The organism is Streptomyces sp. NPDC048258 (genome assembly GCF_043201995.1).
Taxonomy (GTDB): Bacteria; Actinomycetota; Actinomycetes; order Streptomycetales; family Streptomycetaceae; genus Streptomyces.
In genome coordinates, this window is the sequence record NZ_JBICZH010000001.1 from 557935 (window position 1) to 584270 (window position 26336).

Genomic DNA, 26336 nt, shown 5'->3' on the forward strand with positions numbered 1-26336 from the left:
GGCCATAACCGGACACACCACGCACGATGGAGATGTTGATCCGGCCTGAGGAGGAATCGATGGCTCAGGATGTGACCACGGGGGCCGCGGATCCCGGTTCCGGCCCGCAGAGCTCCGGACCCGCCGCCGAACACACCTCCCGCGAGGTGTTCGTCTCCATCGGCGCCCTGCTCCTGGGCCTGCTGATCGCCGCACTCGACCAGACCATCGTGTCCACCGCCCTGCCGACCATCGTCAGTGATCTCGGCGGCATGGCCCACCTGTCCTGGGTCGTCACCGCCTACATGCTCGCCTCCACGGCCGCCACCCCCCTGTGGGGCAAGCTCGGCGACCAGTACGGGCGCAAGAGGCTCTACCAGTACGCCATCGTCCTCTTCCTCATCGGCTCCGCCCTCTGCGGCCTGGCGCAGGACATGCCCCAACTCATCGGTTTCCGCGCCCTGCAGGGACTCGGCGGCGGCGGACTCATCGTGCTGTCCATGGCGATCGTCGGCGACATCGTCCCGCCCCGCGAACGCGGCAAGTACCAGGGCCTCTTCGGTGCCGTCTTCGGCGCGACCAGCGTGCTCGGCCCGCTGCTGGGCGGCGTGTTCGTCGACCACCTGTCCTGGCGCTGGGTCTTCTACATCAACCTCCCCATCGGTCTCGTCGCACTCGCCGTCATCGCCGCCGCGCTGCACATCCCGGTGCGCTCCTCGAAGCACACGATCGACTACCTCGGCACCTTCCTCATCGCCTCCGTCGCCACCTGCCTCGTGCTGGTCGCCTCCCTCGGCGGCACCACCTGGGCCTGGGGCTCGGCCCAGATCATCGGCCTCGCCGTCCTCGGCCTGGTGCTGCTCGTCGCCTTCGTCCTCGTGGAGCGCAGGGCCGCCGAACCCGTCCTGCCGCTGAAACTGTTCCGCATCCGCACCTTCACCCTCTGCTCGGTGATCAGCTTCATCGTCGGTTTCGCCATGTTCGGCGCGATGGTCTACCTGCCGACCTTCCTCCAGGTCGTCCAGGGCGTGTCGCCGACCATGTCCGGCGTCCACATGCTGCCGATGGTCCTCGGCATGCTGATCTCCTCCACGGCCTCCGGCCAGATCGTCAGCCGCACCGGCCGGTGGAAGGTCTTCCCCATCACCGGCACCGCCGTCACCGCGGTCGGCCTGCTCCTCCTGCACCAGTTGCACCGCACCAGCTCCACCTGGGAGATGAGCGTCTACTTCTTCGTCTTCGGCGCGGGACTCGGCCTGGTCATGCAGGTGCTCGTGCTGGTGGTGCAGAACGCCGTCAGCTACGCCGACCTCGGCGTCGCCACCTCCGGTGCCACCTTCTTCCGCTCCATCGGCGCCTCCTTCGGCGTCGCCATCTTCGGCACGATCTTCACCAACCGGCTCGACGACAAACTGGCCGCCTCCCTCGCGGGCGTCCCGCTGCCGCCCGGTGCCGGCATCGCCGACCTGGAGGCCGACCCGCGGGCCATCGGCGCACTCCCCGCCGAGCTGCGCCCCCAGGTGCTCGACGCCTACGCGACCGCCATCACGGACGTCTTCCTCTACGCCGTGCCGGTCGTCCTCGTCGCCTTCGTGGTGGCCTGGTTCCTCAAGGAGGACAAGCTCCGCGCCTCGGTCACCGCGCCCGATGTGACCGAGACCCTCGCCTCCAACCCCGTCGAGCGCTCATCCCGTGACGAGGTCGCCCGCGCACTGTCGGTCCTCGGCACGAAGGAGGGCCGCCGGCACGTCTACGAGAAGATCACCGAGAAGGCGGGCTACGACCTGCTGCCCGCCGCGAGCTGGCTGCTGCTGCGGATCAACAAATACGGCTCCGCCGAGCCGGCGATGCTCGCCGATCGCACCATCGTGCCGCTGAAGGTCATCACGGACGCGGCCCGCCAGACCGAGGAGCGCGGGCTCGCCGTACGGGACGGGCTGGCGCTGGTCCTGACCGACAAGGGGCGCGAGGCGGCCGCCAGGCTCGCCGCCGCCCGGCAGGAGTCGCTCGCCGAACTGCTCGGCGACTGGTGGGGCCCGGACCGGCCGACCGACCTGGTCAAGCTGGTCCAGGAGATCAACGCCGAGCTCTGCGGTTCCGACGCCGAGGAGCCCTACGACGCCGCCTCGCGGCGGGACCACGCCGCGCCCTAGGACCGGGCCGGGCCGGGTCAGACCAGGCGCTTCTCGAACCAGTGCTGCGCATACGGGCCCGAGTTGTAGGCGGGTATCTCCGCATACCCGTGCCGCGCGTACAACGCCCGGGCCTCCACCAGATCCGACCGGGTGTCCAGCCGGACCCGCTCGGCGCCCAGCGCACGGGCCTCCGCCTCCAAGACTGCGAGCAGAGCCGCCCCGCCGCCGGTACCGCGGGCGCGCTGGTCGACGTACACCCTGGTGAGCTCGGCGGTGACGGGGTCGAGCAGGCGTATCCCGCCGCAGGCCAGGGCCTCGCCGCCCAGCCGGCCGACCACGAACCGGCCCGTCGGCGGGACCAGGCCGTCATCGGGGAAGTCCAGGAGCCCCTGGTCGATCTCGGCCTCGGTGACGGTCCGTTTCCAGTACCGGCCGGCAACCTCGGCGTAGTACGCGCGCCGCAGGACCGTGGCGTCGGGGGTGGTGTACGCCTCGGGGGTCACGGTCCAGGTGCGTGTGCGCGGTGCGCTGTGAGTGGTCATGGCGCCATTGTGGAGTTCGCCGCGGATCTCCCGCGTGGAATATCCACAGGGACGGGCCGATGATAGGAAAAAAGGGCAAACCGTGCGCACCTGGAGGGTGTGAAACACCATGTCCGAGCATCCCGACTGTGCCCTGATCCGCCGCGGGTACGAGGCCTTCGCCAAGGGCGACATCGAAACGCTGAGCACGCTGTTCACGGCCGACGTCATCCACCACGTGCCCGGCAACAACCCGCTGTCCGGGCACCACAAGGGGCGGGAGAACGTCATGGACCTCTACCGCCGGCTCGCCGAGGAGACGCACGGCACCTTCCAGATACACCTGGAATCGGTGCTCGCGGACGGGCGGGGGCACGTGATGAGCTTCCACACGGCGCGCGGTGACCGCGGCGACCGCGGCATCGAGATCCGCGAGGGCCTCTTCATCACCATCGTCGGCAACAAGATCACCGACATCGACCAGTGCACCGCGGACATCGACGAGGAAGACGCCTTCTGGAGCTGAACCGGCCGCCGGCATCGGCGACACGGCGACACGGCGACAGCCGAACAGAGCCGAACGGAGCCGAACGGAGCCGACAGAGTCGGCAGAGCCCGCCGATAAGGGGTCCGGGGCGCGTGCCCCGGACCTCCCGCCCTGTCAGGCCTTCTTCGGCGCCGCCTGCTGCACGACCTCGAACGACCACACCGAGGACGCCGAAGCCGCCGGCTTCGGCCGCTCGCCGCCGCCGCCCGCGCCGCCACCGGAACCGCCGGCACCACCCTGGTGAGCGGCCTTCATCGGCCCCTCCATCCACGCCTGGAAGTCCTCCTCGGACCGCCACCGCGTGTAGACCAGGTACTGGTCGGTGCCCTCCACCGGACGCAGCAGCTCGAACCACTCGAACCCGTCCGAACCCTCCACAGCCCCCGCCCGCGAGGCGAAGCGCTGCTCCAGCACCTCCCGCTGCTCGGCGGGGACGGTCAGCGCGTTGATCTTCACGATGCTCATGCGGGCCATCCTAGGTATCCCGCGCGGGATATCGTCGTCCAGGTAATGGAACGGGGCACGAAACGCGGCAGCCAGGCAAAGTCAGGGTTGCGGTCAACAGGGCGGGAGGCCGGCGAGGCGTGGCTAACGCGGCAGAGCACAGCGGTGCGAACGGACATGCCGGAGTCATAGGCGGTAGCGGCAGGCTCGGGGCGGCACGCCTCCTCCTGTGGGCGCTGGCAGGCGCACTCGCCGTCAGACAGGCCGCCGCCGTGCTGCGCGTCCCACCGGGCGAGTGGCTGAGCGGCTTCCACCTCCCCGGCGGCCTGCCCGGCTCGCTCTACGACGGCGGCCAGTTCACCGGCACGCCGTTCGCGGGGCTGGTCCTCAAGCCGCTGCTCGGCCTCGCCGCACCGTCGCTGGAGGTCGCCTGGATCTGCGTGACGCTGCTGTTCGTCGCTGCCATCGGACTCGTCGCCGCGCGCGGCCTGCCCGACCCAGTGCCCCGCCGCACCGCCCTGCTCGCCGCGCCCGTGCTGACCGCCCTGATGATGGTCTCGCTGCCCGTCCGCGAGGCCGCCTCGCCCGGCCGGACCGCCGTCCTGCCCGTGCTGCTGGTGCTGCTGGCCGTCTTCCGCGTGCCCGGCGAACGCCCGGCCGGCTTCCTCGTCGGCCTCGCCGCCGCCCTCCAGCCCGCGCTGCTGCTCTTCGCCCCGCTGCTGTGGCTCACCGGCCGTCGCCCCACGGCCGGCTCCGCCGCCGTGACCTTCGCCGGAGCCACCGCCCTGTCCTGGGCCGCGATGCCGCGCGACTCCTGGACGTACTGGGTCCAGCACCTGGCCGGCACCGGCCTCGGCGTGCCCCCCGACAGCCTCGCCAACCAGTCCGTGCACGGCGCGCTGCTGCGCCTCGGCCTGACCGGGCCCGCCGAGATCGTCCTGTACGTCGTCCTCGCGGCCGGCATCGCCTGGATCGGCCTGCGCCGCGCGGCCCGCTACGCCGCCGACGGGCAGCTGCTGCTCGCCGTCGCCATCACCGGCTGCGTGGCCGTCGCCGTGTCCCCGACCGGCTGGCGCCACCAGCTGCTGTGGGTGCTGCTCGCCGTCGCGGGCAAGGTCGGCCGGCGCGCCGCCGACCGGCCCGTATGGCCGGTGGCCGTGGTCCTCGCCATGACCCTGCCGAGCGACGTGCTGCTGCCGAACCTGGCCGCGCTGGCCCCCGTACGCGACAACGTGCTGCTCCTCGCCGCGCTGGCCGCCGCCTGCGCGGTGCCGTTCCTGCCGCGCTCGTCGCCGTACTGGCGCGAACCCGTCCCGACGGACTACGGGCGCCCCGCGGCCGCCCGGTGGTCACGGGTGCCGCTGCTGCCGTTCTGGCGGCGCGTGCTGTCCCGCCCCAACCTGCTGCTGGAACTCCTGCTGATACGGGTCGGCTACTCGCTCTACTCGCACATCAGGGCCGCGGCCCCCACCAGCCGCTCGCTCGCCGAGGGCAACGGCAGCCAGATCCACGGCATCGAGCGGATGCTGGGCATCGACATCGAGCACGCCGTGAACCACGCCGTAGTGAACACGCCCTGGCTGGAGGCGTTCTTCGACTTCTACTACACCTCCTTCCACTTCGTGGTGCCGCTGACGATCCTGGCGGTCCTGTACTGGCGCCGGCCGGGCGACTACCGCTGGGCGCGGGCCTCGCTGGGGCTGGCCACCGTGCTGGCGCTCATAGGGTTCTGGCTCTACCCGCTCGCGCCGCCGCGCCTGATGCCCGGCCTCGGCTTCATCGACACCGTCCACGGACCGCAGGACCTGGCCAACCCGTCGTACGGGGCCATGACCGCGATCTCCAACCAGTACGCGGCGATGCCCTCGCTGCACTTCGGCTGGTCGCTGTGGTGCGGGATCGTGATCGTGGTGCTCGCGCCGAAGGGCTGGCAGAAACTGCTGGGGGCGCTGCACCCGCTGATCACGGTGTGCGCGATCGTCGCCACCGCCAACCACTGGGTGCTCGACGCGGTGGGCGGCGCGGCCGTCGTGGCCGCCGGATTCGGGCTCGTGTACGTGCTGTCCGGGCCGCGCAGGCTGAGCGCGAGCCTGCCCGCGCAGCGGACGGCGGGCGAGGGAAGCGAGGACCGGGAGCGGGAGCTCCCCATCCCGGCGGCCCGGGCGTCGCGGTAAGCCCAGTGGGCCCAGCGGGCGGGCGGGGGCCGACGGGTGCCGTGCCGCCCGCCCGCCACTGCTGAGGGCGCGTGCGCGGAGTGCGTCGCCCGAGGCCTGGGCGGGGCTTCCTCCGGCGGGTGGCCGGGCGCCGCAGAATGTCCGCCATGAGCGAGAACGACCCGATGGAACTGCTGCATCGCCGTTTGCACCGGATCGAGGCCCTGCTCGAACCCGCCGCCGAGCAGGGGGAGGAGAGGCCGGCCTGGCGGCAGCCCACCGAGGGAGAGGAACGCTGGGCGGTCACCCTGGCGATCCTCGTCGCCGTCGGCCTGCAGCTCGCCCTCCCGGACCGGCTGACCCTCGATCCGCACTGGCTGCTGCCGGCGCTCGAGATCACCCTGCTGCTGGCGCTGGCCGCCCTCCATCCGCACCGGCGCCTCGACCGCACCTCGTACCTGCTGCGCGGGCTCAGCCTGAGCCTGGCGGCCTCGGTCAGCCTGGCCAACGCGTGGTCGGCCGTGCTGCTCGTACGCGCACTGCTGCGCGGCACCGGGCTGGAGGGGGCGCTCGGCCTGCTCAGCACGGCGGGCGCGGTCTGGGTGACCAATGTGATCGCCTTCGCGCTCTGGTACTGGGAGTGGGACCGGGGCGGGCCGGTGGCCAGGGTCCAGGGGACCAAGGACTACGCCGACTTCCTGTTCCCGCAGATGGGGCAGGCGGGGGTCGCTCCGGCCGACTGGAAGCCCTACTTCGGGGACTACCTGTACGTGGCCTTCACCAACGCCTCCGCCTTCAGCCCGACCGACACGATGCCCCTGACGACGTGGGCGAAGCTGCTGATGATGATTCAGGCGGCGGTGTCGCTGATCACCGTGGTGCTCGTGGTGTCGCGGGCGGTGGGCATTCTGCAGTGACGCCGGCGCGGGCCGAAGGGGCCGAAGGGGCCGAAGGGGCGCCGGGGCGCACTTGCCCCGGCGCCCCTTCGGCTGGATCGCCGCTGTCAGTCAGGATGGCCCCGTTCGGGCCTGGCCGCCACCTGAACGGGTGCGGGTCCGTTGCCGGGGCGCTGCCCCGAGCCCGGCGCTTCAAACGCCGGCGGGGCTGAAAGGTCGGGGCGCTGCCCCGGGCCCGGCGCCTCAAGCGCTGGCGGGGCTGGAAGATCGGGGCGCTGCCCCCGGCCCCGCGCCTCAAACGCCGGCGGGGCTGAAAGATCGGGGCTCCGCCCCGGACCCCGCGCCTCAAACGCCGGCGGGGCTGGATATGGCCGGGCGGGACTGGAAGGTGCTGGGCGGGAGCCCGAGGTGCCGGCAAGGGCTGGGAGGTGCCGGGGGCGGGATCGAGGTTGCCGGGCGGGAGCCCGAGGTGCCGGCGAGGGCTGGGAGGTGCCGGGGGCGGGATCGAGGTGCCGGCTGGGGGCTGGGAGTGGCGAGAGGTGCCAGCGGACGGCAGGGGCCGGGGCGTGGGGGTGGGGTGGCCCCTGCCGTCCTGGGTCGCGGGTCAGCTGTGGCTGACCCGGAGTTCCTTGATGCCGTTGAGCCAGGCCGCGCGCAGGCGGCGCGGGTCGTCGCCGGTCAGGCGGAGGTCGGGCAGGGCGTCGGCCAGGGCGTTGAAGATCAGGTCGATCTCCATGATGGCCAGGGACTTGCCGAGGCAGAAGTGCGGGCCGCCGCCGCCGAAGCCCAGGTGGGGGTTGGGGTCGCGGGTGATGTCGAAGGCGTCCGGGTCCTCGAAGACCTCGGGGTCGTGGTTGGCGGAGGAGTAGAACAGCCCCACCCGGTCGCCCGCCTTGATCTTCTGGCCGCCCAGCTCCGTGTCCTGGGTGGCGGTGCGCTGGAAGGACACCACCGGGGTGGCCCAGCGCACGATCTCCTCCGCCGCGGTGGAGGGCCGGGTGCGCTTGTAGAGCTCCCACTGGTCGGGGTGGGTGAGGAAGGCGTGCATGCCGTGGCTGATGGCGTTGCGCGTTGTCTCGTTGCCCGCGACCGCCAGGAGGAGGACGAACATGCCGAACTCGTCCGAGCCGAGGTTGCCCTGGCCCTCGGCCGCGACGAGTTGGGTGACGATGTCCTTGGCCGGGCACTCCTTGCGCTCGGCGGACAGGTTCATCGCGTAACCGATGAGCTCCATGGCCGCGTTGGCGCCGACCTCCTCGGTGATCGCGTACTCCGGGTCGTCGTACGCGATCATCTTGTTCGACCAGTCGAAGATCTTCGCGCGGTCCTTCTGCGGTACGCCGATCAGCTCCGCGATCGCCTGGAGCGGCAGCTCGCAGGCCACCTGCGTCACGAAGTCGAAGCTGCCGTCCGCCGAGGCGGCCGAGGCCTCTTCGACGATCTTCCGGGCCCGGTCGCGCAGGGCGTTCTCCAGCCCGCGGATGGCCCGCGGTGTGAAACCGCGCTGCACGATCTGGCGTACGCGCGTGTGCTCCGGCGGATCCATGTTCAGCATGATCAGCCGCTGGGCATCTATCTGGTCACGCTGGATGTGCTCGTTGAAGCGGATGATCGCCGTGTTCGTGGTGGAGGAGAAGAGTTCCGGGTGCGTGGAGACGTACTTGACGTCCGCGTGCCGGGTCACTGCCCAGTAGCCCTCGTCGTCGAAGCCGGTGATGCCCCGCCGCTGCGGACACCACCACACGGGTACGGTCTGCCGCAGCCGTGCGAACTCCGGCAGCGGGACCCGGCTTTGGAGCAGGTCGGGGTCGGTGGCGTCGAAGCCTTCGGGCAGCGCGGGGCATGACATCGGGCGACTCCAAAGTCTGACGGCCCATCAGAAGTTGGCTTGAAGGTAGTAACGAGTTCTAGAAGTGACAAGGGTCGGAGCGTCAACTGTTGCGTGTGGAATCCGTGCAGGGCGCGTGCAAGACCCTTGCGTGGCGGGGCATGAGGTCATAAGACTGCGGGGGAGAACTAGAACGCGTACTAGTTCGGGCGGGGCGCCGGGACGGCCCGCCGCGCCGGCACAGTGCAGGAGAGGACGAGCTCATGGCCGCGGAACCCGTCATCGTCGAAGCCGTACGCACCCCCATCGGCAAGCGCGGGGGCGCGCTCGCCAACCTCCATCCCGCCTACCTGCTCGGCGAGACCTACCGCGAACTGCTCGCCCGTACCGGAATCCAGCCCGACTGCGTCGAACAGATCGTCGGCGGCACCGTCACCCACGCCGGCGAGCAGTCGATGAACCCCGCCCGCAACGCCTGGCTCGCCATGGGACTCCCGTACGAGACCGCCGCGACGACCGTGGACTGTCAGTGCGGCAGCTCCCAGCAGGCCAACCACATGGTCGCCAACATGATCTCCGGCGGGGTCATGGACATCGGCATCGCGTGCGGGGTCGAGGCCATGAGCCGCGTCCCGCTGGGCTCCGGCTCCAAGCACGGCCCGGGCAAGCCCTTCCCGGACGAGTGGAACGTCGACCTCCCGAACCAGTTCGAGGCCGCCGAGCGCATCGCCCGCCACCGGGGCCTGACCCGCGAGGACGTCGACCGGCTCGGCGTGCTCTCCCAGGAGCGGGCCGCGGCCGCCTGGGCGGAGGAGCGGTTCAAGCGCGAGACCTTCGCCGTGCAGGTGCCGACGACGGAGGAGGAGCAGGCCGCCGGACAGGGCATGTGGCGGCTCGTCGACCGCGACGAGGGCCTGCGCGACACGAGCATGGAGGCCCTGGCCCGGCTCAAGCCGGTCATGCCGACCGCCGTGCACACCGCCGGGAACTCCTCGCAGATATCCGACGGGGCCGCCGCCGTGATGTGGGCCTCCCGCAAGATGGCCCGCGCCCTCAAGCTCAGGCCGCGCGCCCGGATCGTCGCCCAGACGCTGGTCGGCGCCGACCCGCACTACCACCTGGACGGGCCGATCGACGCGACGCGGGCCGTGCTCGGCAAGGCCGGGATGTCGCTGAAGGACATCGACCTCGTCGAGATCAACGAGGCCTTCGCCTCCGTCGTCCTCAGCTGGGCCCAGGTCTTCGACCAGGACCTGGAGAAGGTCAACGTCAACGGCGGCGGCATCGCGCTCGGTCACCCCGTCGGCGCCACCGGCGCCCGGCTGATCACCACCGCGCTGCACGAGCTGGAGCGCCGCGACAAGGAATTCGCGCTGATCACCATGTGCGCGGGCGGCGCGCTGGCGACGGGAACGATCATCCAGCGCCTGTGACGGCTCTCGCGCGCAGCGCCTGTGAGCCCGTGAGAGGGCGCCTCTGAACCCGTGGGATGGGATGCAGAAGGCCCCGGTGGCCGGACCTGGGGAGGCCGGCCACCGGGGCCTTCGTATGTCTACTGCTGCTGCTCTACCGCTGGTGGCTTAGTACCAGTGGTTGGCGGACCAGAAGTTCCAGGCGCCGACGGGGCTGCCGTAGCGCTCGTTCATGTAGTCCAGGCCCCACTTGATCTGGGTGGCCGGGTTGGTCTTCCAGTCCGAGCCCGCGGAGGCCATCTTCGACGCCGGCAGGGCCTGGGCCAGGCCGTACGCGCCGGAGGAGGGGTTGGTCGCCGTGTGGTCCCAGCCGCTCTCATGCGAGATGATCTTGTCGAACGCAGCGAACTGGGCCGGGTCCTTGATCATCTGCTGCGCGATCGCCTTGGCACTCGTCGGGGCGGCCTGCGCGGGAACGGCGGCCAGCATGGAACCGGCGACACCCAGGGCGAGGACGGTACCCGCGAGGGTCTTCTTGGAAGCGGCGATGCGGCGGATGACAGCGTTGGACACGGATTGACCTTCCGAAGGGGACAAGGGCGGTCGCGGGCATGCCGAGGACATGCGTGAGCCACTCACGCAAAGGAGAGGGGTTCGTCGGCGGCGGGTGAAGCACCCCTGCCGCCCTGCGACTCATCCAGTTCTACAGACGCCCCGCCCCCCTGGCAACGAGCCCGCTTACTAGCGGCCCTCGGAGCGGGGGTGGAGCCGCCCTTCGTGGGGGTGACCCGTATCCGTGCAGGTGGGATGGGTTGCGGGAGGGTGTATATGTCCCGTTTGGAGGCTACTATTCCGTTTCGTTTGTGACCTGGGTCCTATGGGGCGGCTCACCACTGAGGGGCCTGAATCTCACCCTCTGTGCTCCTTCGTATCCCTTTGAGGGGTGTGGTCCGGGCCACTTCCGGCCCCCGAATCGAAGGTGACAGGCGCGTCGAAAGCCGCTTTTCTCGTCGCCCGCCGCAGCGCCTTCAGCAGCGCGGCGCCGAGCGTGAGGGTCAGTACGACGGTCAGCGCGGCCCGGCCCAGGTCCCAGCCCACCGAGGTCGCCAGGCAGTACGCGGCGAAGCGCGCCAGGTTCGCCGCCACCGGCTCGCCCGGGTGGAAGGAGACGCCCTGCCCCATGCCCTGCAGGATCACCCAGCCCTGCAGGTTCATGACCGTGCCGTACGCGAACGAACCGGCGAAGCCGTACGCCGCCAGCATCAGCAGCTCTGCCCGGCCCCGGATCCGCTCCGGGCCGGGCAGCAGCCCGGCGCCCAGCGAGAACCAGCCCATGGCCAGCATCTGGAACGGCATCCACGGCCCGACCCCGCCGGTGAGCAGGGCGGACGCGAACATGGTCACCGAGCCGAGCACGAAGCCGAAGCCGGGACCGAGGACGCGGCCGCTGAGCACCATCAGGAAGAACATGGGCTCCAGGCCGGCCGTGCCGGCGCCCAGCGGTCTCAGCGCCGCCCCGACGGCGGCGAGCACGCCGAGCATCGCCACCGCCTTGGCGTCCATGCCGTTGTCGGCGATGGTCGCGACGACGACGGCGACGAGGAGGGGCAGGAGCGCGGCGAAGAGCCAGGGCGCGTCCTGGGAGTGGGCGAGGCCGGACTGCCGGTCGGCGAGGAGCGGCCAGCCGAAGGCCGCGATGCCGATGAGGGTGACGAGGACCAGCGCGGCGGCGGCCCGGGGGCCGATCCGGACGGGGCGGGTCGCGGGGCGGCTCATGCGCGTGCCGTCCCGGTGGCTGTTCCGGGCGTGGCTCCCGGGGCCGCCCCGGGGGCCGTCTCGGGGGATGAGGCTGGGGGCGGGGGCGTGGTTGCCAGGGCTTCGGCGACCTGGCTCACCGTGAGCCAGTGGCCGGGCGCGAGGACCTTCGCCACCTGCGGGGCGAAGGCGGGGGACGAGACGACGACCTCGGCGGTCGGGCCGTCCGCGACGACCTCCCCGCCGGCCAGGATCACCACGCGGTGGGCCAGCTCGGCGGCGAGTTCCACGTCGTGCGTGGCCAGGACGATGGCGTGACCCCGCGCGGCGAGGGCCCGGAGGATCTCGATCAGGCGGACCTTGGCGGCGTAGTCCAGGCCGCGGGTGGGCTCGTCGAGGAGCAGCAGGGCGGGCCGGCCGGTGAGGACCAGCGCCAGGGCCAGCGCCAGGCGCTGGCCCTCGGACAGATCGCGGGGGTGGGTGTCGTCGGGGACGTCCGGGAGCAGGGCGGACACCAGGTCCCGGCAGGTACCGGGGGCCGCGTCGGCGTCGGAGTCGGCGGCGGCGCACTCGGCGGCCACCGTGTCGGCGTAGAGGAGGTCGCGGGGCTCCTGCGGGACGAGGCCGACGCGGCGGACCATCTCGGCGGGGGCCGTGCGGTGGGGGGTCCGGCCGTCGACGGTCACCTGGCCGGTGGTGGGGGCGAGGGTGCCGACGAGGGTGGCGAGCAGGGTGGATTTGCCGGCGCCGTTGCGGCCCATGAGGGCGACGGTTTCGCCGGGTGCGACGGCGAGGTCGATGCCGTGGAGCACGTCGGCGCGGCCGCGGCGTACACCGAGGTTGCGGGCCTCGGCGACCTTGCCGGCTGCCGCCGCCGGGGCGGGCTCGACGGGGGTCGGCGCCTGGCGGGACCGGGCCGGGTTGCTCCGGCGGAGCAGGCGCGTGAGCAGCCCGGGGGCTGCGCTGCTGGGGGCTCCGCCCCAGGACCCCCGCGCCTCAAACGCCGGCGGGGCTGGATTTGGCTGGTGCCGACCGCCTGGCGCGGCTGGACCACCTGGCGAGCCGGCCAGCCCCGCCGACGCGCCGCGGGCGGGTGTGGACGGAGGTACTTCCAGCCTCGCCTCGGGGTCCCCACAGGCGCAGTCCAGGGGAGTTTGAGGCGCGGGGTTCGGGGCGGAGCCCTGGGAAGTGGCGGCGCGGGCGGGTGCGGACAGTGGGGCGGCGGGGTTGGCCGGGGTCGCGGCATCGGCCAGGGTCGGGGCTGAGCCCAGGGGCCCGGGCGCGGAGGCGGTCGCGGCCGACAGGCGGGACCTCAGCGGCGCGGCCAGCCGGCGGGCGTCGCGGATCGACAGGGGGAGCGGGGACCAGCCCGCGAGGCGGCCCAGGGAGACCACCGGGGGGTGGACCGGGGAGACGGCCATGATCTCGGCCGGGGTGCCGAGGAGCGGGGCCTCGCCCGGGGAGGGCAGGAGCAGCACCTGGTCGGCGTACTGGACCACCCGCTCCAGCCGGTGCTCCGCCATCAGGACGGTGGTGCCGAGATCGTGGACCAGACGCTGGAGGACCGCCAGGACCTCCTCCGCCGCCGCCGGGTCGAGGGCGGAGGTCGGTTCGTCCAGGACCAGGACCTTCGGGTGCGGGGTCAGGACCGAGCCGATCGCGACCCGCTGCTGCTGCCCGCCGGACAACGTCGCGATGGGGCGGTCGCGCAGTTCGTTCAGGCCGAGGAGGTCCAGGGTCTCCTCGACACGGCGGCGCATCACGGCCGGGGCCAGCCCGAGGGACTCCATGCCGTACGCCAGCTCGTCCTCGACCACGTCCGTCACGAAGTGCGCGAGCGGGTCCTGGCCGACCGTACCCACCACGTCCGCGAGCTCCCGCGGCTTGTGCGTGCGGGTGTCGCGGCCCGCGACCGTCACCCGGCCCCGCAGCGTGCCCCCGGTGAAGTGCGGGACCAGCCCGGAGACCGCCCCCAGCAGGGTGGACTTGCCGACCCCCGACGGGCCGACCAGCAACGTCAGCTCGCCCTCGGGGATCACCAGGTCGACGCCCTGGAGGGACGGGCCGGCCGCGCCCTCGTACGTGACCGAGACCTGCTCGAAGCGGATCACTGGGACGCCTCCTTGGGCGGTACGGGTGCGACGAAGGCGGGCAGCAGGCCGATCAGGATCGCCGCCGCCGGCCAGAGCGGCAGCGAGGGCGCGACCAGCGGGACCACACCCGGGGCCAGGGCCTCGGGGTCGCGCGTGCCCGCGTATATGAGGAGGGCGGCGACGGCCGCGCCCGACCCGGCGACCAGCCAGGCGCGCGCCCCCCAGCGGTCGGGCCGGTAGCGGGTGCGCACCGACCGGCGACCGCCGAGGCGCAGGCCCGCGAGGGCCAGGACCAGGCCGATGAGGAGGAGGGGCAGGCCGTACGCCGCCCCCTGCGCGGCGAGCAGCCCGTACGTGCCCGCGCACATGCCGAGCAGGCCGCCGAGGGTGAGGACGTTGGTGGTGTGCCGGACGGCGGGCGGGACCTGCGCCGTGCGCCCGTACCCGCGCGCGTCCATCGACGCGGCCGTGGCGACGGACCGTTCGAGGGCGCCCTCCAGGACGGGGAGGCCGATCTGGAGGATGGCCTTCACCCCTCCGGTGGGGCGGCCGCGCAGCCGGCGGGCGGTCCGCAGGCGGACGACGTCGGCGACCATGTTCGGCGCGAAGGTCATCGCGACGACCACGGCGACCCCCGCCTCGTAGAGGGCGGCCGGGAGGGACTTCAGGAGCCGGGCCGGGTTGGCGAGGGCGTTCGCGGCGCCCACGCAGACGAGCAGGGCGGCGAGCTTGGCGCCGTCGTAGAAGGCGAAGACCAGCTGTTCGGCGGTGACCTTGCCGCCGAAGCGGATGCCCTGGGCCCAGGCGGGGAGCGGGAACTCCGGGAGGGCGAAGAGGACGTGCGAGCCGGGGATGGGGGAGCCGAGGAGCATGGAGAAGAGGAGGCGCAGGCCGATGACGACGAGACCGAGCTTGAGGAAGGCCCCGTAGGAACGGGCCCAGGGGGCGCTGGTGCGGCGGGCCGCGACCACGTAGCCGGCGACGCCGGTGATCAGGCCGAGGAGGAGGGGGTTCGTGGTGCGGGAGGCGGCCGTGGCGAGGCCGAGGGCCCAGAGCCACCAGGCTCCCGCGTGCAGGGCCGTGGCCCGGCGGGCCTGCGGAGCCTCCCAGCGCCTTCGGCGGTTGTACGAGGACCCGTGCGCCGGATCCGGCGCCGAGGGCAGGCTCCGCCGGGCCGGGGTCACGTCGCCGGGTGCGGCTCCGGTGGGCGCGCGCCCGGCCTCCGGCCGGGCGGGATACCCACCCGCACCACCCGTGCGGCCCGCACCCCGGGTGCGGCTGGCCCCAGTGGGTGCCTGACCGCCGTCGGCGTCCGCCCCGCCGTTGCGAGGCCGGGCCGCCCCGGGCGGGCGCGGGGTCGGCCCTGCGCCGAGAGCCGGTCCGGCCGCCGGGGGCGCGGTGAGGGGCTTGGCGCCGTCGGCGTCCGCCCCGCCGTTGCGAGGCCGGGCCGCCCCGGGCGGGCGCGGGGTCGGCTCTGCTCCGAGAGCCGGTCCGGCCGCCGGGGGCGCGGTGATGGGCTTGGCGCCGTCGGCGTCCGCCGCGCCGTTACCCGGTCCCGTGTCGTCGGATGTCATCGGGTGCGGCGGCGGGACTGCCAGAGGGCGGCTGCGGACAGGGCGGCCACCGCCGCGATGCCGGCCAGGAGGCCCGCCGACGGGCCGCCGTCCTTCTTCTCGGGAGTGGCCGCGGTAGCCGCGGGGGTGGCCGGGGCGTCGGCCAGGGGCTCGCCGCAGCCCTGGGCCGGGTAGCCCGAGACCGCGCACAGGAGGGCCGCGCTGTTGTAGCGCAGCGGCTTCGCGACCGATGCCAGAGCCTCGGCCGTCGTGGCCTCCGGGGCCACCTGGGCGCAGGCCGTGCGCGGTTCCGGCTGCGGCGGGGCGTCGCCCGCCGGGGCGTCCGCCGGGACGCCGAAGTCGATGACGAGCGCCACCCGTTTCCTGCCCTCGGCCGGCGGGGTCGCCGCGCAGATCGCCGTGAAGTCCGCCGCCGCCCGCGGCCGAGCCGCCTCGGCCGCCGCGTCCTTGCTCACCGCGAAGCGGAAGCCCTGCACCGAGCCGTCCGCCGGACGGGCCGTCGAGGGGCCCACGGAGGCGTACGCCCACCGGCCGCCCGCGCCGTCCCAGAACGACCAGTAGCGGTAGCTCGACGCCAGTGCCGGGGCGGCGGCCAGCAGGACGAGGGTGAGGCCCAGAACGAGAGGAAGGAGGCGGCGGGGCATCAGAGCTGGTTCTTCTTCTTGCGGCGGCCGCTCAGCAGGATGCCGATGCCCACGCCGGCCGCGCCGCCCGCGCCGATGATCCACCAGATGCTCTGGCCGCCGGAGGGCTTGTCCTCGTCACTGTCCACCGTGGTCGCGGAGGTGTCCGCGCCCTGCGGGGCCGGGCCCGTCGCGTTCAGCGCCGCCACCAGGTCGGTGCCGCCGAAGGACTTCGGGTCGGTGCCCGTCGCGTGCGCGGCGAGGATCAGCGTGCCGAGGGCCGCCGGGCTGCCCTTCGACCACTCCGCGGAGTTGGCCTTGAGCCACTCCAGCGCGCCCGCCGCCGACTGCTTGTGCCCGGCCGCGGCCAGGGCGATCACCGCGTCGGCGGTGTTGCCGGTGTCCGCGGTCGCCTGGTCCGAGCCGGGGGTCGAGGCCGTGAGGTGGCCGTCCTTCTTGAGGGCCTCGGCCAGGTAGCCGACCGCGCCCTGGGCGGCGGCCACCGGGTCGGCGGAGCCGGCCGGGCAGGCGAGCGCCGTCGCGGGGGTGTCCGTCGTGGCGGGCGGAACGGCCGCGCCCTTGCCGAGGCCGGCCAGCGCGGCGGCGGCCGTGGCGTCGGCGTTGGCGAGCAGCTTGCCGTCGAGCGGCTGGAACGCGAAGGCGCCCCGGTCGGCGGCCGGCTCGGCGGAGCAGCCCAGCTGGAAGGTGAGCAGCGCCTCGTACGGCGACTTGCCCGCCTTCGACCTGATCTCGGCCGGCTTCTCACCGGCCGCGGCCAGGGCGCTGATCACGATGCCGGTCGAGTTGGCGTCCGTACCGCTGTCCATGGCGCCGCCGGGGTTGTTGCTCCAGCCGCCGTCCTCGTTCTGTACGGACTTCAGCCAGCCGACGGCCTTCTTCACCGTCTCGTCGTGGCCGCCGAGCGCGGCCAGCGCCTGCACGCCGGCCGCGGTGGCGTTGGAGTCGATGTACGTCGAGGCGTCGCACGCCTGGGCGGTGTCCGCGCGGAAGGCGGGGAAGGAGCCGTTCGCGCACTGCTGGCCGGTCAGCCAGTCCACGGCCTGCGCGGCGGGCTTCACGCCGACCGTGTGCTGGGCGAGCAGCGCGAAGGACTGGCGCCACACGCCGTCGTACACCGGGTCCTTCTTGCCGTAGAGCCCGGAGGGGATGACCGGCGGCGCGGACGGGGAGGCGGGCGGCGCGGTGTCGGCGAGGGCTGCGGGGGCGGCGCCCACGCAGAGCACGGCGGAGGCGGCGAGCGCGGCGGCGCTGCGGCGGACGTTCATGGGGCGGGGGTGCCTCTCGTGCTGGGGGGCTGGAGGCAGGCACGCTCAGGCACCGGGCTCCGGCTCCGTTTACCTCGACGGTGCCGGCCGCCGGGGGCCCCGGCGGCACGAGCCGCGCACCTCTTGTACGGGGCATTCCGGCTCCTCGCCGCGGCGGTGCCGAGGGCGGGTCACGGTTGCGGGTCAGCGCCGGATTCGCACCGGCTTCCCCCCGTACAGAGGTGTGGACGACGGGTTCACTCTACCGGCCCGTAACCCGCTCGCCCGGGGGCGATGCCCGCCCGCACCCCTTACACAGCGCGGTACGTCACCGGGTCGGTGCCCGGGACCGCCTCCGCGCGGCCCTGCTTCACCAGCCGCCGCAGGTGGGCCTCCGCTTCCGAGACGGCGATGTTGCGGGAGCCGTACGGGATCTGCTCCCAGGGCCGGTTCCACTCCATCCGCTCCGCCAGCGCCCACGGGGTGAGCGGCTCGGCGAGCAGCGCCCACAGCCCGGTGAGCCGTTCCTCGTGGTGGTCGAGGAGTTCCCGTACGCGGGCGGGGGCGTCGGTGAAGGCGTGCTGGTGGGCCGGGAGCACCTCGGCCGGGCCCAGGCGCCCGACGCGTTCGAGGGAGTCGAGGTAGTCCCCGAGGGGGTCGGTGACGCGGGTGTCCTCCGGGGCCTCGTACAGGCCGATGTGGGGGGAGATCCCGGGCAGCAGGTGGTCGCCGGAGAAGAGGCGGCCGTTGCCGGGGAGGTTCGCCGGGTGCTGTTCCTCCAGGTGCAGGCAGACGTGGCCGGGGGTGTGGCCGGGGGTCCAGATCGCGCGCAGCCGGCGTCCGGCGAGGGGGAGCAGCTCGGCGGGGACGATCTCCCGGTCGGGGACGGCCGCGCGCAGGCCGGGCAGGGTCCGCATGCGGCCGCTGGCGCGGGCGGCGCGCAGCGGGGCGATGTGCTCCTCGGGGGCTCCGGCGGCCGCGAGCTTCTCGCTCATGTAGTCGAACCAGACGCCCGGCTCGGCGGACCGGGTCCGTACGACGACCTCGGTGTCGGCGGCGTGCATGGCGATCCAGGCGCCGGACGCGGCGCGGACCTGGCCGGACAGGCCGTGGTGGTCGGGGTGGTGGTGGGTGATGACGACGCCGTGGACGTCGGCGACGGCGATGCCGAGCGCGGCGAGGCCGGCGACGAGGGTGTCCCAGGATTCGGGGTCGTCCCAGCCGGTGTCGACGAGGACCGGGCCGCGGTCGGTGTCGAGGACGTGGACGAGGGTGTGCCCGAGGGGGTTGTCGGGGATGGGGACCTTGATCGCCCACACTCCTCCGCCGTGGTCGGTCACCTGTGACGTGTCCTCTGACATGAGACCCCCAGTCCTTGAACCGAACCCGAACCGAACCCGAACCGAACGAGAACTTGTTTCAGTAGTAGCCCAAGTCGACCACCTCCAGCCCTTTCTGACTAGTCGTTGGATCTTCCGGGCTGTTCCGTCCTGGCCGTGGACTCCTCCAACTAGAACTGGTATCAGTTCTGGAACGCCAAGCCGCAGGAGGCATCAGCCATGACCGAGCTCGTGGAACACGGACAACTGTTCATCGGCGGGGAGTGGACGGATCCGCTGGGCAGCGACACGATCCAGGTCGTCTCCCCCCACACCGAGCAGGTCATCGGCTCCGTCCCGCACGCCTCGAAGGCCGACGTCGACCGGGCGGTCGCCGCCGCGCGCAAGGCGTTCGACGAGGGGCCCTGGCCGCGGATGTCGCTCGACGAACGCGTCGCCGTCGTCTCCCGGATCAAGGACGCCATAGCCGTCCGGCACGAGGAGATCGCCCGTTCGATCAGCTCGCAGAACGGATCCCCGTACTCCTGGAGCGTCCTCGCCCAGGCGCTCGGCCCGATGATGGTCTACGACGCCGCGATCACCGTCGCGCGCGCCTATCCGTACGAGGAGCACCGCCAGGGCGTCCTCGGCCCGATCCTGGTGCGCCGCGAGCCGGTCGGGGTCGTCGCGGCCGTCATCCCGTGGAACGTGCCGCAGTTCGTGGCCGCCGCCAAGCTCGCGCCCGCGCTGCTCACCGGCTCGACGGTGATCCTCAAGCCGTCCCCGGAGTCCCCGCTCGACTCGTACATCCTCGCCGACATCGCGCGCGAGGCCGGGGTGCCGGAGGGCGTGCTGTCGATCCTGCCCGCCGACCGGGAGGTCAGCGAGTACCTGGTCGGCCACCCCGGCATCGACAAGGTCGCCTTCACCGGCTCGGTCGCCGCGGGCAAGCGCGTGATGGAGGTCGCCGCGCGCAACCTGACCCGGGTCACCCTCGAACTCGGCGGCAAGTCGGCCGCGGTGATCCTGCCGGACGCCGACCTGGACACCACCATCGCCGGGATCGTGCCCGCGGCCTGGATGAACAACGGCCAGGCGTGCGTGGCCCAGACCCGTGTGCTCGCGCCGCGCAGCCGGTACGAGGAGGTGGCCGAGGCCCTCGCGGCCGCGGCCGGGGCCCTGGTGGTCGGCGACCCGCTGGACCCGGCGACCCAGCTCGGGCCGCTGGTCGCGCGGCGGCAGCAGCAGCGGTCCCTCGACTACATCCGGATCGGCCAGGAGGAGGGCGCGAAGGTCCTGGCGGGCGGCGGCCGGCCGGCGGGCCTGGAGCGGGGCTGGTACGTGGAGCCCACCCTCTTCGGCGACGTGGACAACTCCATGCGGATCGCGCGCGAGGAGATCTTCGGCCCGGTCGTCTGCCTGATCCCGTACGGGGACGAGGCGGAGGCGGTACGGGTGGCCAACGACTCGGAGTTCGGCCTGAGCGGCAGCGTCTGGACGGCCGACGTCGAGCACGGCATCGACTTCGGCCGTCAGGTCCGGACGGGCACCTTCAACGTGAACACCTTCAGCCTGGACATGCTCGGCCCGTTCGGCGGCTACAAGAACAGCGGCGTGGGCCGGGAGTTCGGGCCGGAGGGCCTCGGCGAGTACCTGGAGCACAAGATGATCCACCTGCCGGCGGGCTATGAGGCGGGTGCCTGATGGGTGACCGCTGGCAGGTCGAGGTGGACCGGGGGGTCTGCATCGGCTCGGGCATGTGCGTGAACCACGCCCCGGAGGGCTTCGCCCTCGACTCCGCCCGGCAGTCGCACCCGCGCACCCCGGAAACGGACGCGAACGAGCCGGTCCTGACGGCGGCGGAGGGCTGCCCGGTGGAGGCCATCATGATCACCCTGGCCGCCACGGGCGAGCCGGTCTTCCCGCCGGAGGAGTAGCGGGGCGCGCCCGGCGGGCCCCGTCGCCGGGGCCCGCCGGCCGGGGACGACCCGGCGGCGCCGGCCACGGAGACCCTCATGCCGCCCAGAGCGGCTCCCGCCCCCGAAGCCCCGCCCGGCGATCCGCCGCGCCCGGACCGAGGCTCGCCCCGCCATCGACGGTCGGGATCAGGCCTTTTCGGGGGCCGTCAGGTCGATCAGGCGGCAGACCGTCTCGATGTCGATCTTGACCTGCGCGATCGAGGCGCGGCCCGACAGCCAGGTGATCAGCGCCGAGTGCCAGGTGTGCTCGATGACCCGGACCGCCGAGAGCTGTTCCGCCGTCGGCGGGGCCTCCAGGCCCATCGCATCCAGGATGATCGCCGTGGTCAGCCGCGACACCGTGTCCACCTCGGGGCTCACGCTGCGGTCCGCGAAGGTCAGCGCCCGCACCATCGCGTCCGCGAGGTGCGGTTCCCGCTGGAGCGCCCGGAAGGCCCGCATCAGCGTCTCCGCGACCCGCGCCGCCGGGTCGTCCCCGGCCGGGGGGTGCTTGCGCAGCGTGGTGTGCATGTGCTGGAGCTGGTCCTGCATGGTGGCCACCAGCAGGTGCACCTTGGACGGGAAGTACCGGTACAGAGTGCCCAGCGCGACGCTGGACGACTCGGCGACCTCGCGCATCTGGACGGCGTCGAAGCCGCCCCGGCTCGCCAGCTGGGCGCTGGCGTGCAGGATCCGGCGGCGGCGCGCCTCCTGGCGCTCCGTCAGGGGAGGGGACGCCGAGGTGTGGGCGGCCTTCGCTTCCGCTGTCATGTGTCCCGTTCCGAGTCGTTGCGGGGCTGATCCGGAGCCAGCATGTCAGGCGCCGAAGCCGTGGCGCGAATCACCTGCTCCGCCTCTTACGGTGTGGTTTCCGGCCGGTAGATTCAATGGTCTCAACGGATCAAGTCTGAAACTTGTTCTACATTATCCGAGCGGTTACGCTCCGGCGAAAGTGCAGGGTATGAAGGGGGCCAGGAGTGACCGCTGAGGCCATGGTGACGAGCCCTTTCCCGGGTTCCGCCACCGACGGCGACCGCCCGCTGCGCATCGCGCTCCTCACCTATAAGGGGAACCCGTTCTGCGGTGGTCAGGGCGTCTACGTCCGCCACCTCTCGCGCGAGCTCGTACGCCTGGGGCACTCCGTCGAGGTCATCGGCGCGCAGCCCTACCCGGTGCTCGACACGGGGGCCACGCTCACCGAGCTCCCGAGCCTCGACCTCTACCGGCATCCCGACCCCTTCCGCACTCCCAAGCGCGACGAGTACCGGGACTGGATCGACGCGCTGGAGGTCGCCACCATGTGGACCGGCGGCTTCCCCGAGCCGCTGACCTTCTCCCTGCGGGCCCGGCGCCATCTCGCCGCCCGCGCCGGCGAGTTCGACGTCATCCACGACAACCAGACCCTGGGATACGGACTGCTGGCGGACCTCGGCGCACCCCTGGTGACCACGATCCACCACCCCATCACCGTGGACCGGCAGCTCGACCTCGCCGCCGCCAAGGACCGCAAGAAGCGGGCCTCCGTACGGCGTTGGTACGCCTTCACGCGCATGCAGGGCCGCGTCGCCCGGCGCCTGCCCTCCGTGCTCACCGTCTCCGGCTCCTCCAAGCAGGAGATCGCCCAGCACCTCGGCGTCCAGGACGGCCGCATCCACGTCGTGCACATCGGCGCCGACACCGACCTGTGGTCGCCGGACCCCTCCGTGGCCGAGGTCCCGGGCCGCATCGTCACCACCTCAAGCGCCGACGTCCCGCTCAAGGGGCTCGTCCACCTCGTCGAGGCGCTCGCGAAGCTGCGTACCGAGCAGCCCGACGCCCACCTCGTCGTCGTCGGCAAGCGCGCCGAGAAGGGGCCGGTCGCCCGCGCCATCGAGACGTACGGGCTCCAGGACGCCGTCCGCTTCGTCAAGGGCATCACCGACGCCGAACTCGTCGACCTCGTCCGCAGCGCCCAGGTCGCCTGCGTGCCCTCCCTCTACGAGGGCTTCTCGCTCCCCGCGGCCGAGGCCATGGCCACCGGCACCCCCCTCGTCGCCACCACCGGCGGCGCGATCCCCGAAGTCTCCGGCCCCGACGGCGAGACCTGCCTCGCGGTGCCCCCGGGCGACGCGGGCGCGCTGGCCGGCGCGCTGGGCCGGATGCTGGGCGACCCGGAGCTGCGGGCCCGCCTCGGCGCCGCCGGGCGCGAACGGGTCCTGACCCGCTTCACCTGGGCCAAGGCCGCCGAGGGCACCGCCGCGCACTACCGGGCCGCCATCGAACAGGCCGCCGGCCGTACCCGCCGGGCGCGCTGACCCTCCACGTCCCTCCATGAACCACCCCCACCCCCTCCACCCCCGCGACCGCGAAGGCAGGACCCCGTGCTGACCGTCGATTTCTCCCGGTTCCCGCTCGCCGCAGGCGACCGCGTGCTCGATCTGGGCTGCGGCGCAGGCCGGCACGCCTTCGAGTGCTACCGGAGAGGCGCCCAGGTGGTCGCCGTCGACCGCAACGGCGAGGAGATCCGCGAGGTCGCCAAGTGGTTCGCCGCCATGAAGGAGGCCGGCGAGGCCCCGGCCGGCGCCACCGCCACCGCCATGGAGGGCGACGCGCTCGCGCTGCCCTTCCCCGACGAGTCCTTCGACGTCGTCATCATCTCCGAGGTGATGGAGCACATCCCCGACGACAAGGGCGTCCTCGCCGAGATGGTCCGCGTGCTCAAGCCCGGCGGACGCATCGCCGTCACCGTGCCGCGCTACGGCCCCGAGAAGATCTGCTGGGCTCTCTCCGACGCCTACCACGAGGTCGAGGGCGGCCACATCCGCATCTACAAGGCGGACGAGCTGCTCGGCAAGATGGAGGCCGCGGGCCTCAAGCCGTACGGCACGCACCACGCGCACGGGCTGCACTCCCCGTACTGGTGGCTCAAGTGCGCCTTCGGCGTCGACAACGACAAGGCGCTGCCCGTCAAGGCGTACCACAAGCTCCTGGTCTGGGACATCATGAAGAAGCCCGCGCTCACCCGCCTCGCGGAGCAGGCCCTCAACCCGGTCATCGGCAAGAGCTTCGTGGCGTACGCGACCAAGCCGCACTCCCCCTCGCTTCGCGGGGGGTACCCCCACCCCGTCGGCGCCGCACAGTGACCTCGCCCGGGCGCACCGCACCCGAACACCTCGTCCTGGACGGCGTACTGACCGCCGAGCAGGCCGCCGAGACCGTCGCCGGCATCCTCGCCGCGCAGCGGACGGACGGGGCCATCCCGTGGTTCCGCGGGCACCACCTGGACCCGTGGGACCACACCGAGGCCGCGATGGCGCTGGACGCGGCCGGCGAGCACGAGGCCGCCGAGAAGGCGTACGAGTGGCTCGCCGCCCACCAGAACCAGGACGGCTCCTGGTACGCGGCCTACGCCGACCGGCCGGACGGGGTGGACACCGCCGAGCCGCAGGACGCGAGCCGGGAGAGCAACTTCACGGCGTACATAGCCGTCGGCGTCTGGCACCACTACCTGTCCACCGGCGACGACGCCTTCCTCGACCGGATGTGGCCCGCCGTCTACGCGGCCGTGGAGTGCGTGCTCTCGCTCCAGCAGCCCGGCGGCGAGATCGGCTGGAAGCGGGAGGCGGACGGCACGCCCGTCACGGACGCCCTGCTGACCGGCTCCTCCTCCATCCACCAGGCCCTGCGCTGCGCGCTGGCCATCGCCGAGCACCGCGAGGAGCCGCAGCCCGACTGGGAGCTCGCGGCCGGCGCCCTGCGCCATGCCATACGCCGCCACCCCGAGCGGTTCCTCGACAAGAACCACTACTCGATGGACTGGTACTACCCGGTCCTCGGCGGGGCCCTGACCGGCCCCGAGGCCAAGGCGCGCATCGAGGAGCGCTGGGACGAGTTCGTCGTCGCGGACCTGGGCGTGCGCTGCGTCCTGCCGAACCCGTGGGTGACGGGCGGCGAGTCCTGCGAGCTGGCGCTCGCGCTGTGGGCGACGGGGGAGTCGGACCGGGCGCTGGAGATCCTGCGCTCGATCACGCACCTGCGCGCCGACAACGGCATGTACTGGACGGGGTACGTGTTCCAGGACGAGGCGGTGTGGCCGGTCGAGCAGACCACCTGGACCGCCGGGTCGCTGCTGCTCGCCGTCGCGGCGCTCGGCGGCGACGAGGCCACCACCGAGGTGTTCGGCGGGACCTCGCTCCCGGCCGGGCTGGAGCCCGACTGCTGCCGTTGAGGTGTGGACAAGGGGCCTTCTTCCACCGTGCGGTGGGGGAAGGCCCCTTCGTCGGACGTCAGCGGCGGTACAGCCAGCCGGCGACGGCGTGTCCGACGAGGACGTAGACGACCGCGGCCAGGCCGTAGCCGATGACGACCTGGACCCATTCGCGGCTGAAGGTGAACAGGTCGTAGGACCAGCCGGCCAGCCAGGAGGCCGTGTCGTGCACGAACTCCACCAGCTCGTTGCCGCGGTTGGCGTCCAGCAGGTACAGCAGGATCCACAGGACGATCACGAAGGCGAGCACGTCCGCCACCAGTGCGACGGCCCGGCCTGCCTGACTGCTTCCTCGGGCGTGTACTCGGGTGTGTGTGCGCATGTCACGCGTCTTGCCGCGCGGACGCGCCGCAAACCCGAACGGGTCCCCCAAGTGGCGCAGCCCCGGGGCCCGGGCGAGGCTGCGAGGGACACCCCACTCCCCGGAGGAAACCGTGTCCGTACCCACGACCGTCCGAATCCGCCGTGCCCTGATGGCGGTGGTCCTGTCCACCGCGCTGCTGGCCGGCGCCACCGCATGCGGCGACGGCGGTGGCGACAGGGGTCGGCAGGAGGAGCTCTCGGCCGCCTCCATGGGCGAGCTGGCCGCCCTGGCGGCCGCCGAGCCGGCCGCCGTCGAAGCCGATGAGCTGGCCGCCCCGACACCCTCGCCCACCACCTCCGCCGAGAAGCAGAAGTTCGCCAAGGCGCGCTTCGTCGCCAACGCGGGCCTCGCGGCCGGGGCGACGTACCAATGGATCATCAAGCCGTACCGTGCCGGCAAGTTCAAGAAGGGCGCGAAGGGCCGTACGTTCGCGCTCATCAAGGCCGGCCTCGCGGGTGCCTTCGCGTACAACCGGCTGAAGGCGGCCGCCGACAACGCCAAGGGCGACCCGCTGCTGTCGAAGGCGCTCGTCCCGCTGACGGCGGGCATCGAGTCCCTCAAGGGTCTCGGCAGCAAGCTCCGCAAGGGCGATGCCGGTGACGCCGACATCGACTCCTTCGGCAACGTCATCAACGGGGTCAAGGAAGCCGGCAAGAGCGCGGGCGCCGAGGTGACCGACAAGGTCCCGAGCGTCTCCCAGCTGGGCGGATAGGAGCGAACAGGTCACGACCCGGCCCCTGCGGCCTGTTTCAATGGTCGCGTGATCGAGATCGTGGTGGCCGTCCTCGCCGCCGTCGGAGCCGGCTGGCTCCTGCGGCGCAAGCACCTCGCGCGGACGGCCGCCGGGCCCGTGCCCGGGATCCCCGGCATGGCCCGCAGGCCGGCCGGCGAGGGCCGCTGGCGGCCGGGCCGGGTGTACGCCGACGAGGGCGCGGCCCGCTGGGTCCCGCAGCGCGGCGAGCCCGTGCCGCTGCCCGGCGCCCGTGCCACCGAGGTACGGGCCCCCTCCGTGAAGGAGGGCATGTCCATCAACCCCGGCTCGCGGATCGTCACCTGCGCCTACGAGGGCGGCGGGAGCATCGAGATCGCCGTCATGGCGCTGGACCTGCGCGAGCTGCTGGCGGCCATCGTGCAGGGTCCCGGGAAGGACTCCTGAGAAGCACTCCTGAGACCCCGTTCACAGCCGGGAGCCCCGGTCGCCGCGTGTCGCGGTGGCCGGGGCTC

General features: G+C 72.9%; 24 protein-coding genes and 1 riboswitch. Of the genes, 12 read left to right on the forward strand and 12 right to left on the reverse strand.

Features of this window, described 5'->3' with window-relative positions:
- The first annotated feature begins 59 nt into the window (after positions 1 to 59).
- The gene (locus ACGFYQ_RS02660) at positions 60 to 2132 is read left to right on the forward strand and encodes an MDR family MFS transporter (protein WP_393739137.1); all 2073 of its coding nucleotides are present in this window, start codon (positions 60 to 62) and stop codon (positions 2130 to 2132) included.
- Between the two features lie 17 nt (positions 2133 to 2149).
- Here ACGFYQ_RS02660 and ACGFYQ_RS02665 read toward each other — a convergent pair whose 3' ends face one another.
- Complete coding sequence (locus ACGFYQ_RS02665) at positions 2150 to 2656, reverse strand: GNAT family N-acetyltransferase (RefSeq protein WP_393739139.1); 507 nt, start codon at positions 2654 to 2656, stop codon at positions 2150 to 2152.
- Positions 2657 to 2765: 109 nt separating this feature from the next.
- Here ACGFYQ_RS02665 and ACGFYQ_RS02670 point away from each other — a divergent pair, with 109 nt between their 5' ends.
- Entirely contained in the window at positions 2766 to 3161 is a 396-nt protein-coding gene (locus ACGFYQ_RS02670) for a nuclear transport factor 2 family protein (RefSeq protein ID WP_393739141.1), read from the forward strand.
- A gap of 135 nt (positions 3162 to 3296) precedes the next feature.
- Here the strand turns inward: ACGFYQ_RS02670 and ACGFYQ_RS02675 are convergent, their stop codons facing one another.
- Entirely contained in the window at positions 3297 to 3647 is a 351-nt protein-coding gene (locus tag ACGFYQ_RS02675) for an antibiotic biosynthesis monooxygenase family protein (protein ID WP_393739143.1), read from the reverse strand.
- Between the two features lie 119 nt (positions 3648 to 3766).
- Between ACGFYQ_RS02675 and ACGFYQ_RS02680 the strand changes: the two genes are divergently transcribed.
- Both ACGFYQ_RS02680 and ACGFYQ_RS02685 read left to right on the forward strand, forming a co-directional pair.
- The gene (locus tag ACGFYQ_RS02680; protein ID WP_393739145.1) at positions 3767 to 5800 is read left to right on the forward strand and encodes a bifunctional glycosyltransferase 87/phosphatase PAP2 family protein; all 2034 of its coding nucleotides are present in this window, start codon (positions 3767 to 3769) and stop codon (positions 5798 to 5800) included.
- 146 nt (positions 5801 to 5946) lie between these two features.
- Positions 5947 to 6696 carry a hypothetical protein gene (locus tag ACGFYQ_RS02685; RefSeq protein WP_393739147.1) on the forward strand — a complete coding sequence of 250 codons (750 nt, stop codon included), beginning with the start codon at positions 5947 to 5949 and terminating at the stop codon, positions 6694 to 6696.
- A gap of 583 nt (positions 6697 to 7279) precedes the next feature.
- Here ACGFYQ_RS02685 and ACGFYQ_RS02690 read toward each other — a convergent pair.
- Complete coding sequence (locus ACGFYQ_RS02690) at positions 7280 to 8524, reverse strand: cytochrome P450 (RefSeq protein WP_393739149.1); 1245 nt, start codon at positions 8522 to 8524, stop codon at positions 7280 to 7282.
- 242 nt (positions 8525 to 8766) lie between these two features.
- Here ACGFYQ_RS02690 and ACGFYQ_RS02695 point away from each other — a divergent pair, with 242 nt between their 5' ends.
- On the forward strand, positions 8767 to 9936 hold the full coding sequence (locus ACGFYQ_RS02695; RefSeq protein WP_393739151.1) for a steroid 3-ketoacyl-CoA thiolase: 1170 nt from the start codon (positions 8767 to 8769) through the stop codon (positions 9934 to 9936).
- Positions 9937 to 10083: 147 nt separating this feature from the next.
- On the opposite strand, the gene ACGFYQ_RS02700 is transcribed toward ACGFYQ_RS02695, so the two are convergent.
- The 7 genes from ACGFYQ_RS02700 to ACGFYQ_RS02730 all read right to left on the reverse strand — a co-directional run bounded on the left by ACGFYQ_RS02700 (position 10084) and on the right by ACGFYQ_RS02730 (position 18586).
- The gene (locus ACGFYQ_RS02700) at positions 10084 to 10539 is read right to left on the reverse strand and encodes a transglycosylase SLT domain-containing protein (protein ID WP_393739153.1); all 456 of its coding nucleotides are present in this window, start codon (positions 10537 to 10539) and stop codon (positions 10084 to 10086) included.
- A gap of 285 nt (positions 10540 to 10824) precedes the next feature.
- Positions 10825 to 11691, reverse strand: a complete 867-nt coding sequence (locus ACGFYQ_RS02705) for an ECF transporter S component (protein ID WP_393739155.1) — start codon at positions 11689 to 11691, stop codon at positions 10825 to 10827.
- Entirely contained in the window at positions 11688 to 13781 is a 2094-nt protein-coding gene (locus ACGFYQ_RS02710; RefSeq protein WP_393739157.1) for an ATP-binding cassette domain-containing protein, read from the reverse strand. The genes ACGFYQ_RS02705 and ACGFYQ_RS02710 overlap by 4 nt, the downstream gene beginning before the upstream one ends.
- Positions 13778 to 14926, reverse strand: a complete 1149-nt coding sequence (locus ACGFYQ_RS02715) for an energy-coupling factor transporter transmembrane component T (RefSeq protein WP_393739711.1) — start codon at positions 14924 to 14926, stop codon at positions 13778 to 13780. The genes ACGFYQ_RS02710 and ACGFYQ_RS02715 overlap by 4 nt, the downstream gene beginning before the upstream one ends.
- A 407-nt stretch (positions 14927 to 15333) precedes the next feature.
- The gene (locus ACGFYQ_RS02720) at positions 15334 to 15981 is read right to left on the reverse strand and encodes an SCO2322 family protein (RefSeq protein WP_393739159.1); all 648 of its coding nucleotides are present in this window, start codon (positions 15979 to 15981) and stop codon (positions 15334 to 15336) included.
- Positions 15981 to 17246, reverse strand: a complete 1266-nt coding sequence (locus ACGFYQ_RS02725) for a prenyltransferase/squalene oxidase repeat-containing protein (RefSeq protein WP_393739161.1) — start codon at positions 17244 to 17246, stop codon at positions 15981 to 15983. Before ACGFYQ_RS02725 ends, ACGFYQ_RS02720 begins: the two co-directional genes overlap by 1 nt.
- A 130-nt stretch (positions 17247 to 17376) precedes the next feature.
- Positions 17377 to 17457: riboswitch (cobalamin riboswitch) on the reverse strand.
- Between the two features lie 79 nt (positions 17458 to 17536).
- Positions 17537 to 18586, reverse strand: a complete 1050-nt coding sequence (locus ACGFYQ_RS02730; RefSeq protein ID WP_393739163.1) for an MBL fold metallo-hydrolase — start codon at positions 18584 to 18586, stop codon at positions 17537 to 17539.
- 198 nt (positions 18587 to 18784) lie between these two features.
- Here ACGFYQ_RS02730 and ACGFYQ_RS02735 point away from each other — a divergent pair, with 198 nt between their 5' ends.
- Both ACGFYQ_RS02735 and ACGFYQ_RS02740 read left to right on the forward strand, forming a co-directional pair.
- Positions 18785 to 20248 carry an aldehyde dehydrogenase gene (locus ACGFYQ_RS02735; protein WP_393739165.1) on the forward strand — a complete coding sequence of 488 codons (1464 nt, stop codon included), beginning with the start codon at positions 18785 to 18787 and terminating at the stop codon, positions 20246 to 20248.
- Complete coding sequence (locus tag ACGFYQ_RS02740) at positions 20248 to 20481, forward strand: ferredoxin (RefSeq protein WP_328925458.1); 234 nt, start codon at positions 20248 to 20250, stop codon at positions 20479 to 20481. The genes ACGFYQ_RS02735 and ACGFYQ_RS02740 overlap by 1 nt, the downstream gene beginning before the upstream one ends.
- 168 nt (positions 20482 to 20649) lie before the next feature.
- Here the strand turns inward: ACGFYQ_RS02740 and ACGFYQ_RS02745 are convergent, their stop codons facing one another.
- The gene (locus tag ACGFYQ_RS02745; RefSeq protein ID WP_362398762.1) at positions 20650 to 21273 is read right to left on the reverse strand and encodes a TetR family transcriptional regulator; all 624 of its coding nucleotides are present in this window, start codon (positions 21271 to 21273) and stop codon (positions 20650 to 20652) included.
- 206 nt (positions 21274 to 21479) lie between these two features.
- On the opposite strand from ACGFYQ_RS02745, the gene ACGFYQ_RS02750 reads away from it, so the two are divergent.
- The 3 genes from ACGFYQ_RS02750 (at position 21480) to ACGFYQ_RS02760 (ending at position 24709) form a co-directional block, all read left to right on the forward strand.
- Positions 21480 to 22796 (forward strand): glycosyltransferase family 4 protein, encoded by a 1317-nt coding sequence (locus tag ACGFYQ_RS02750; protein WP_393739168.1) that lies wholly within the window; start codon positions 21480 to 21482, stop codon positions 22794 to 22796.
- A gap of 66 nt (positions 22797 to 22862) precedes the next feature.
- A complete protein-coding gene (locus ACGFYQ_RS02755) occupies positions 22863 to 23624 on the forward strand; it encodes a class I SAM-dependent methyltransferase (RefSeq protein WP_393739170.1) in 762 nt (253 codons plus the stop codon).
- The gene (locus ACGFYQ_RS02760) at positions 23621 to 24709 is read left to right on the forward strand and encodes a prenyltransferase (protein ID WP_393739172.1); all 1089 of its coding nucleotides are present in this window, start codon (positions 23621 to 23623) and stop codon (positions 24707 to 24709) included. The genes ACGFYQ_RS02755 and ACGFYQ_RS02760 overlap by 4 nt, the downstream gene beginning before the upstream one ends.
- 58 nt (positions 24710 to 24767) lie before the next feature.
- Here ACGFYQ_RS02760 and ACGFYQ_RS02765 read toward each other — a convergent pair whose 3' ends face one another.
- The gene (locus tag ACGFYQ_RS02765) at positions 24768 to 25070 is read right to left on the reverse strand and encodes a hypothetical protein (RefSeq protein ID WP_393739174.1); all 303 of its coding nucleotides are present in this window, start codon (positions 25068 to 25070) and stop codon (positions 24768 to 24770) included.
- 151 nt (positions 25071 to 25221) lie between these two features.
- On the opposite strand from ACGFYQ_RS02765, the gene ACGFYQ_RS02770 reads away from it, so the two are divergent.
- Positions 25222 to 25824 carry a hypothetical protein gene (locus tag ACGFYQ_RS02770; RefSeq protein WP_393739713.1) on the forward strand — a complete coding sequence of 201 codons (603 nt, stop codon included), beginning with the start codon at positions 25222 to 25224 and terminating at the stop codon, positions 25822 to 25824.
- Positions 25825 to 25872: 48 nt separating this feature from the next.
- The gene (locus ACGFYQ_RS02775; RefSeq protein WP_393739176.1) at positions 25873 to 26268 is read left to right on the forward strand and encodes a hypothetical protein; all 396 of its coding nucleotides are present in this window, start codon (positions 25873 to 25875) and stop codon (positions 26266 to 26268) included.
- Positions 26269 to 26336: the final 68 nt, after the last annotated feature.

What these genes read in the sequence shown, in the direction of transcription:
- ACGFYQ_RS02660 (WP_393739137.1), top strand. Translation starts at nt 60, where the DNA reads ATGGCTCAGGATGTGACCACGGGGGCCGCGGATCCCGGTTCCGGCCCG.
- ACGFYQ_RS02665 (WP_393739139.1), bottom strand. Translation starts at nt 2,656, where the DNA reads ATGACCACTCACAGCGCACCGCGCACACGCACCTGGACCGTGACCCCC.
- ACGFYQ_RS02670 (WP_393739141.1), top strand. Translation starts at nt 2,766, where the DNA reads ATGTCCGAGCATCCCGACTGTGCCCTGATCCGCCGCGGGTACGAGGCC.
- ACGFYQ_RS02675 (WP_393739143.1), bottom strand. Translation starts at nt 3,647, where the DNA reads ATGAGCATCGTGAAGATCAACGCGCTGACCGTCCCCGCCGAGCAGCGG.
- ACGFYQ_RS02685 (WP_393739147.1), top strand. Translation starts at nt 5,947, where the DNA reads ATGAGCGAGAACGACCCGATGGAACTGCTGCATCGCCGTTTGCACCGG.
- ACGFYQ_RS02690 (WP_393739149.1), bottom strand. Translation starts at nt 8,524, where the DNA reads ATGTCATGCCCCGCGCTGCCCGAAGGCTTCGACGCCACCGACCCCGAC.
- ACGFYQ_RS02695 (WP_393739151.1), top strand. Translation starts at nt 8,767, where the DNA reads ATGGCCGCGGAACCCGTCATCGTCGAAGCCGTACGCACCCCCATCGGC.
- ACGFYQ_RS02700 (WP_393739153.1), bottom strand. Translation starts at nt 10,539, where the DNA reads ATGTCCTCGGCATGCCCGCGACCGCCCTTGTCCCCTTCGGAAGGTCAA.
- ACGFYQ_RS02705 (WP_393739155.1), bottom strand. Translation starts at nt 11,691, where the DNA reads ATGAGCCGCCCCGCGACCCGCCCCGTCCGGATCGGCCCCCGGGCCGCC.
- ACGFYQ_RS02720 (WP_393739159.1), bottom strand. Translation starts at nt 15,981, where the DNA reads ATGCCCCGCCGCCTCCTTCCTCTCGTTCTGGGCCTCACCCTCGTCCTG.
- ACGFYQ_RS02725 (WP_393739161.1), bottom strand. Translation starts at nt 17,246, where the DNA reads ATGAACGTCCGCCGCAGCGCCGCCGCGCTCGCCGCCTCCGCCGTGCTC.
- ACGFYQ_RS02730 (WP_393739163.1), bottom strand. Translation starts at nt 18,586, where the DNA reads ATGTCAGAGGACACGTCACAGGTGACCGACCACGGCGGAGGAGTGTGG.
- ACGFYQ_RS02735 (WP_393739165.1), top strand. Translation starts at nt 18,785, where the DNA reads ATGACCGAGCTCGTGGAACACGGACAACTGTTCATCGGCGGGGAGTGG.
- ACGFYQ_RS02740 (WP_328925458.1), top strand. Translation starts at nt 20,248, where the DNA reads ATGGGTGACCGCTGGCAGGTCGAGGTGGACCGGGGGGTCTGCATCGGC.
- ACGFYQ_RS02745 (WP_362398762.1), bottom strand. Translation starts at nt 21,273, where the DNA reads ATGACAGCGGAAGCGAAGGCCGCCCACACCTCGGCGTCCCCTCCCCTG.
- ACGFYQ_RS02765 (WP_393739174.1), bottom strand. Translation starts at nt 25,070, where the DNA reads ATGCGCACACACACCCGAGTACACGCCCGAGGAAGCAGTCAGGCAGGC.
- ACGFYQ_RS02770 (WP_393739713.1), top strand. Translation starts at nt 25,222, where the DNA reads ATGGCGGTGGTCCTGTCCACCGCGCTGCTGGCCGGCGCCACCGCATGC.